This is a genomic window from [Clostridium] aminophilum, assembly GCF_900101295.1.
GTDB classification, from domain to species: Bacteria; Bacillota; Clostridia; order Lachnospirales; family Lachnospiraceae; genus Clostridium_R; species Clostridium_R aminophilum_A.
Genome location: NZ_FOIL01000035.1, coordinates 25,228 through 31,843, shown reverse-complemented (window position 1 = coordinate 31,843; position 6,616 = coordinate 25,228). Strand labels below are relative to the sequence as shown.

The following is a 6,616-nucleotide window of genomic DNA, read 5'->3' as shown; positions in this document are numbered from 1 at the left end:
GCGTGAGGAGGATCTAGAGCGGATCACCTCGGAATACGGCACTCAGCTCCGAATGAATCGTAGCATTCAGGCGGAGGGAAGCTTCGCAGTAACAAAGGAAGATTTAGGCTTCCGGCAGTATTTATATCGCGGAAAGAAAAATGTTCTTGCGCAAAGTATTCTGGTTGCGTTGGCATACAATATCAATAAGCTCCATTTTAAGATTCAAGGCAATCGGACCGGAACCTTTCTGACAGAGATGTCGAGAATTGCATAATTTTTAGTAGTTCAAAACAGAATCCAGAAAATGGAATCAGCCACATCAGTGGCTTTGTTAAAGTGCGTTTTCGAATCGTCTTTGCTTCACATAAACTTAAAATCAGCGGCGAAAGCCGCTGATTTTGCATACGAAAAGGTGCTGCACACTAGTTGAAAAATCAACTAATGCGACAGCACCTTGATTAACACACAACAAGCCCTTCCGGGTCTGTCAAAAGCAGAAGAAACATTCTGTACTTTGACAGGATTGGGAGGGCTTGTTACTTAATTAGTCATATGCCAGATGGTATTATTCGGCTGATAGTAGAGCCGGATCAATTTCTTCGCACCGAAAACTAGTATCTTGCATTAAAAGGCAAAAGTGTCATTGGTTATGTAAACTCCATCCGGCATGGTTCTGGTTCCACGATGGGAGACATCTCTATATTCTTTTATGGTATAAGTCTGGTATTTGCCTTCTTCATCCTTAACACGGATTCGCATAGGGATCAGGTTTCCATCCTTCGTGTGTTGGCAGATGATGTCAACCGCAATTCTTTTTTTTCTATGACAATCACCTTTGATATTGGTAGAAATATTACGGAACGAATGTTCGGTTTGATTAAATGAAAAAACTAAACGCAAGGTAAGGGATGCTTGATTTAAAAAAGTTCTTAAATAAGGCACTTAAGAGCCATAAAAAGGAGTATAATTACACAAAAACTGTTGGATATACTCTATTTTTGAGTATGGCAAACAGGCAGCGGTTGTTTTATTTGAAAAATTTATTGCAACCTCTACCTTGAAGGGATTATGGATAGCTGCCTGACCTAAAGACTGTTGTTATTTACGCTTCAGTAGTGCCAGCTTCAAACAGACTTCGTCGAGTGGAATTGGTTGAAGTCCGAGAGTATCCAGCAGTTTTTTGTATTCATCCTTTTGCGACATAAGATCAAAAGGCGTATGATTTTCAAATAATTCGCGCGTCACACTATTGATGTGTTCTGTGATTAAATGTACAGACTCATCACTGAGTATTCATAATCAGAATACTACAGATAATCTTAACTATATTGCTTATACAAGGGCCAGGTATCGGTTTCGTAGGTAGGTTTTCACTGCTAATATAATTGAAAAAAAGAAGTAATAATGCCATAATGGTTTCAAAAACAAACTGATATATATTGCTGAATGAGTAGAAGGTGTAGACAATGAATGAAGTTTTAAATTTTGTGAATGAAAAAACAAAAGTATTATTAATAGTCAGGGAAAATCAATTAGAAATTGAAGGTAAAAATATATGTCCACTTAATCAGCAAGAAATAGCCAGTCTAGTGCCCTGTGGTAAATTGAAAGTGAATCAAATTATTAGGGAATTGGTAGAAGAAGGGTATGTTGAGATGGTACACGCAAAAGGGCGTTATTTTATTACAAACAAAGGGTATGAACTACTTGAAAAAATGTCTCTAGATGAAAAGTGAAAAAGAGAAGATAAAATGAATGCCGTAATAAATAAACTGGATACAAAGAGGAAAGTTATGAACAAGAAGTGCCAGGTATTTACGCCTGAAAATTACGTAAGAGAATTACTTGACAGTGTTGGGTATACAGAACATTTGTATGGAAGTAAAATATTAGAAAATTCATGTGGTGATGGAAATATTTTGGTTGCAGTTGTTCAAAGGTATATAGATGATTGTGTAGCAAATGGGTTGTCAAGAACGCGAATCAAGAATGGGTTAGCAAGAGATATTTATGGTGTTGAAATTGATCCGGAACAGTTTCAAAAGTGTATAGAGAATTTAAACAAAGTATTAGAAAAGAATAATATTAATAAGGTAGAATGGAAGATCTTTAATGATGATTATTTGCGGTGGAATGATGTATTACAGTTTCAATTTATCGTAGGTAATCCGCCGTACATAACTTATAGTGAGTTGGCAAAAGATGAGCAAAAATATGTTAAGAAGAACTTTAATACTTGTGTAAAAGGAAAATTTGACTATTGCTATGCTTTTATTGAGAAAAGCATTAAGTCATTAGCACAAGATGGGAAAATGGCTTACTTGATACCTAGTAGTATATTTAAAACTGTATTTGGATTGAACTTAAGAAATTTTATGAAACCATACATAACGGTTATCAAGGACTATACACAGGAAAAAGTATTTGATAATGCATTGGTCAAGTCCTCAATTATGGTATTGGATAAGCAAAGACAACAAGGTGTATTACACTATAGGGATATGACATTAGAAAAAGAAATAAATATTCCGGTAAATCAATTGACAGATAAATGGTTTTTTACAGAGAATTTAGCAAATGGAATGCATCGATTTGGAGATTATTTCAAGGTGTCTCATGTGGTGGCAACATTGTTGAACGAAGCATATGTAATCAAAGAAGAAGATTATCAAGAAACAGAGCAAGGTTTTCTCTGTAAGGGACATAATATAGAAAGGGATATGGTGAGAGATACAGCAACTCCTAGATCCTTACGGTATCAGAAGAATGAAAAAATCATATTTCCGTATATGTACGATGATGGACATTTAGTAAGATTTGAAGAAGGCGAATTCGAAACAAATTATCCAGAAGCAGCGGCGTATTTGAATGATTTTCGAGATGATTTGGACGGGCGTCAAAGTGATTCTAGTGCAAAATGGTATGAATATGGGAGGTCACAGGCACTTGTTGGATTAGACAGTGATAAATTACTTATCTCAACAGTTATTACTGAGGATGTAGCGGTGTATAGACTTACCAGAGAGTGTATTCCGTATGCAGGAATGTATATTGTTAGGTGTGAGGGCAATAATGAATATACATTGGAGGATGCAATGCGTATTTTAGAAAGTAGAGATTTTAGGCAGTATGTGTTGGATGTAGGAATACACATTAGTGGAAGTTCTTTAAGAATAACATCAAAGGATGTTGAAGAGTATAAGTTTTAGGAGGTTGCTCAATGGAAAAATTGAAATATATTGTAGAAGACAGTATACTGGCAGAACTGCTGGGAGTTCAAAACTTTTCCAATAAAGAATCTGCGATTTTGGAATTAGTAAAGAATGCTTTTGATGCAAATGCACTAACATTAAAAATCGTAATTAAAAAAGACAGTATTGAAATTGTAGATGATGGATGTGGGATGAATCGGGATGATTTGGCTCAAAATTGGATGCATATTGGCAAAAGTAGCAAAGGTTATGAAATTAATGGGGCTAATGGGAAAAAGAGAGTTCAAGCAGGGTCTAAAGGTGTTGGTAGATTTGCTCTAGCAAGATTAGGTGCAAATGTAGAAGTCTTTTCACATAAAAATGCTTGTAAATCAATAGCTTGGATAACAGATTGGAATTATAGTACTCTGGAAGAGGTTGAAGATTATTCACTTATTGGAACAAAAATGTTAATTACAAAATTAAGGGATAAGTGGACTGAAAAGACTGCAAATAATTTAGCTGAATACTTAGGGAGAACTTATTGCGATGATGCAATGAAAATAGAATTGTTTTTTGGAGATAAGGAAATTCCAATAAATCGTGTGTTTGAAAAACCAGAAAAAGGTGTAAACTTTTCTTCTAAAATAACCTTGACTTATTGTGCAGAAAAAAAGAACTTGCACTGTTGTGTTGAGTCCGATGAGTTTTCAGAGGAGGCTCAGAAGTACTGTAAAAACAACATTTACAGTTATTCAAATGATATTGATTTAAAAAAGGAATATTCTGATACGAGCTTTGATGAAGAAGTTACGAACCTTGATAATTTGCTTATGGAATTGGGTGATTTTACTGCGGAATTATATTTTGGAATAGATAGAGTACTGACAGGAGATGATGAACGTTTCTTATATAAAAGAAAAGTGCTATCCAATAGATATAATTACGGTATTATTTTATACAGAAATTCTTTTAGTATTTCGTCCTATGAGGGGAAAAAAGATTGGTTGGGGTTAGGAAAGCGTTCTAGAAAATCACCAGCAGCCGCAACACATCCTACAGGTTCATGGCGAGTAAGAGAAAATCAAATCTCAGGAGTTGTGAACATAGATAAAAAAAGAAATTTTTATCTTCAGGATTTAGCAAATCGACAAGGGTTGGATGAAAATAATCATTATAAGTTGTTTGTAGAAATCATTCATACGGGTTTGGCTGAATTTGAACGTTATAGACAGTCGCTAATTAGGGATATTAATAAAAAGAATAAGCCGGAACCAAAAGCTGAAGACTCTATAATTGCAAAAGTTGTAAAAAATCCAGAAACGATGAAGATTTTGACTAAGGATGAGGAAGCAAGATTTGTAGATGAACTAGAAGGATTGCAAAAAGAACAAAGAGAATATAAAAAGAATATTGAGGATACAGAAAAAAGATATAAATATGATGTACGTATTTTAAATGTTCTTGCTACCTCTGGGCTAAAAGCAACATCAATAGCACATGAAATGAAAAATGACAGAAACAAAATAGATGGAAATTATGAATTTATCGTGAAAGCTCTTAAAACATATGATATGTGGGAAGAATTATGTGAACCGGATAATACTAAGGTTGCACATTTGAATGTTCCTGAATTGTTAAAAAAGAATAGGGATACTGGTGTGAAACTATTACAGTTTATGGATGTAATGCTTGAAGAAGTGGAGAAGGGTCAGTTTATTCCAGAAGAGTATAGTATAAAAGAACTATTAGATAAAGTTAAGGTTAATTGGGAGAGTGACTATGCATGGATAAATATTAATGTAGAAGTGAATAATCAAGTAAGGTTTACTATTCCAGAAGATGTAATAACTGTCATTTTTGACAATCTGATTTTAAATAGTATTCAGCAGAACGAAAAACGAAATAGATTAGAAATAGAAATTGAGGTTACTGCATCAGCTGATATGTTATTTGTTTGCTATAGAGATAATGGAGTTGGACTACCAGACAAATACAAGAAGAATCCGATGAAAATTTTGGAACCACATGAAACTTCGCGGAAGAAAGGACATGGATTAGGAATGTGGATTGTTAATAATACTTTGAATATGTCTGGCGGAGAGGTACTTGATATAATAAGTAATATCGGATTTGAAATTGATTTTACAATTGGAGGAAATTTATAAATGGAAACTATAAAATTTTTGTATGTTGATGATAATACGGATCCATACATCAGCCAATATTTGTATGAAGAGTATGGGTATGAGGGTGTTAGTATTGAGTATCTGCAACGTCCATTTGAGCCAGAAGATACTTATGAAAGTTTATTAAGTGACAGGGATGTTCATTTTGCTGACATCATAATTATTGATTCAATGTTATTTGAAAATGCTAATTTATCAAATCAGAAACTGGCAGGTGAAGAATTTGAAATAATATTGAGAAAAGTATTTCCTTTTAAGGAAGTTATAGTGGTTACACAAAATGATGTTGACGAAGAGTGTAGAGTTATAAAGAAATTTGACACATCCTCTGGTAATTCTAGTAAAGATTTCTTTGAAAAAGAATGGAAACCTGTATTAGATAAGGCAGTTGAAAGGGTTAAATTATGTAGAAAGTTATTGAAACGTATAGAAGAAAAGAATTATGTTGAAAAGTATTTCTTTGAAGAGATTCAGCAGTCTTTACAGGGAGAGAGCGGGTACGATAAATTAACAGTGGCAGATGTCGATAGACTTATTGCTGCATTTGAGGAGATAAAAAGAGAATATGATAACAAATGATTATAGAAATACAGAATATTGTCCTATGTTGGAAAATGTAGGTGATAAGAAAAAAGCACTTGAAGAAAAGATAAGATCAGCTCATCCAAGGCAAAAAATAATGTACAATAAAGTGCACAATAGGAATACGATTTTTAATAAGGAATTTTGTAGTATATATAATTGCAAGTGTGCTTACTGTGGGGTTTCAATGGATATTCTTCCGGCTTCTCTTTTTGAGGTCGATCATTTCGTTGCAGAATCACTGTTTGATGATAAAGAGGAGGCTGGAAAAGTAGAAAATCTTGTGCTTTCATGTTATCAATGTAATCGAAATAAAAAGGAGTTTGAGATTACGGGAGAGTATATTGAAAAACTGAATACGGATGATGGAAAGATTGCAAATATTTTCTTTAGGGATGAAAAGTATTATATCAGAATTAAAGAAGATTATATTGAAGATGAAACTATAAATGGTTTCTACAATCAATTACAATTGGTTCATCAAACAAGAAGGTTAGATTACCTATTGATTAATATGCAAGGGTTACATAAAAAGTTAGAAGGCACAGTTCAGGGGGGGAGATTGGCAGAGGCAATATTAACAATGCAAAGAAAACGTAATAAATTTGTAGAAAACGAATGTGTTATGTGATACGAATTTGATATACGTTTTCTATATAGAATAACACAAAG

The 6,616-nt window shown here is 33.7% G+C and carries 6 protein-coding genes; all 6 read left to right on the top strand.

Annotation, left to right across the window (positions count from 1 at the left end; genetic code table 11):
- Positions 1–256: transposase (locus tag BMW41_RS09890; protein ID WP_177171219.1), on the top strand; the 256-nt coding region annotated here is incomplete at its 5' end.
- Between the two features lie 1,192 nt (positions 257–1,448).
- On the top strand, positions 1,449–1,718 hold the full coding sequence (locus BMW41_RS09885; protein WP_055152799.1) for a hypothetical protein: 270 nt from the start codon (positions 1,449–1,451) through the stop codon (positions 1,716–1,718).
- 57 nt (positions 1,719–1,775) lie between these two features.
- Positions 1,776–3,191, top strand: a complete 1,416-nt coding sequence (locus BMW41_RS09880) for an Eco57I restriction-modification methylase domain-containing protein (RefSeq protein WP_074649938.1) — start codon at positions 1,776–1,778, stop codon at positions 3,189–3,191.
- Positions 3,192–3,202: 11 nt separating this feature from the next.
- A complete protein-coding gene (locus BMW41_RS09875; RefSeq protein ID WP_074649935.1) occupies positions 3,203–5,341 on the top strand; it encodes an ATP-binding protein in 2,139 nt (712 codons plus the stop codon).
- Positions 5,342–5,941, top strand: coding sequence for a hypothetical protein (locus BMW41_RS09870; protein ID WP_074649934.1), 600 nt, complete (start codon positions 5,342–5,344; stop codon positions 5,939–5,941). It begins immediately after the preceding gene.
- Entirely contained in the window at positions 5,928–6,575 is a 648-nt protein-coding gene (locus BMW41_RS09865; RefSeq protein ID WP_083378882.1) for an HNH endonuclease, read from the top strand. Before BMW41_RS09870 ends, BMW41_RS09865 begins: the two co-directional genes overlap by 14 nt.
- Positions 6,576–6,616: the final 41 nt, after the last annotated feature.

Excerpts from the sequence above, each read along its gene's own strand:
- BMW41_RS09885 (WP_055152799.1), top strand. The coding sequence starts at position 1,449 with ATGAATGAAGTTTTAAATTTTGTGAATGAAAAAACAAAAGTATTATTA.
- BMW41_RS09880 (WP_074649938.1), top strand. The coding sequence starts at position 1,776 with ATGAACAAGAAGTGCCAGGTATTTACGCCTGAAAATTACGTAAGAGAA.
- BMW41_RS09875 (WP_074649935.1), top strand. The coding sequence starts at position 3,203 with ATGGAAAAATTGAAATATATTGTAGAAGACAGTATACTGGCAGAACTG.
- BMW41_RS09870 (WP_074649934.1), top strand. The coding sequence starts at position 5,342 with ATGGAAACTATAAAATTTTTGTATGTTGATGATAATACGGATCCATAC.
- BMW41_RS09865 (WP_083378882.1), top strand. The coding sequence starts at position 5,928 with ATGATAACAAATGATTATAGAAATACAGAATATTGTCCTATGTTGGAA.